Origin of the sequence: Polynucleobacter sp. MWH-Jannik1A5, from assembly GCF_018881795.1 — a bacterium.
Taxonomy (GTDB): Bacteria; Pseudomonadota; Gammaproteobacteria; order Burkholderiales; family Burkholderiaceae; genus Polynucleobacter.
This window is the reverse complement of sequence record NZ_JACVPQ010000012.1, coordinates 1-598: the sequence shown is the minus strand read 5'-3', so window position 1 is coordinate 598 and position 598 is coordinate 1. Positions and strand designations below refer to the sequence as shown.

Here is a 598-nt window from a genome sequence, read left to right as displayed (position 1 = left end):
CACTTACCATCTCTTCTGGCTCCGGTAACGTGACCTTCACTGGTGTAGTAGGTGGCGCTACCAACGGTGCATTAGGTGCCTTGACTGTAAACAGCACTGGTACAACTACCCTTAGCGCAGCAGTTACCGCCGCTTCTGTAACAACCAATGCTGGTGGTACCGTGGCTCTCAATGGCGCTACAGTTACTACTTCTGGCGCACAAACCTATAACGATGCTGTTGTATTAGCAGCAGACACGACTTTAGCTGCTACTACAGCAACCTTTAACGACACCATTACTGGTGCATATGGCCTCACGATTACAGGTAATGCTGTGTTTGGTAATGCAACAGCCGATACCGTGACCTTAACTGGCACTAATAAAGCATTGTCGGTATCAGGCACTTCAACCATTAATGCCAATATCACTACGAGTGGTGCTCAGACTTATACCGGTGCAAGCACCTTAGGCGCAATCGTGACCTTATCTGCTTCTAGCATCACTACCGGATCAACTTTTGCTGCAGGCACCTATGCCTTAACCATGACTACTGACGCGATGAGCTTAGGCGGCGCACTTTCAGGTAGCGCAGCACTAGTGATTCAGCCGAAGACAGC

Annotated in this window: 1 protein-coding gene; it reads left to right on the top strand. The window is 49.5% G+C overall.

Annotated elements, in window-relative coordinates:
- Window positions 1-598: hypothetical protein (locus ICN23_RS09710; RefSeq protein WP_216232049.1), on the top strand; the 598-nt coding region annotated here is incomplete at both ends.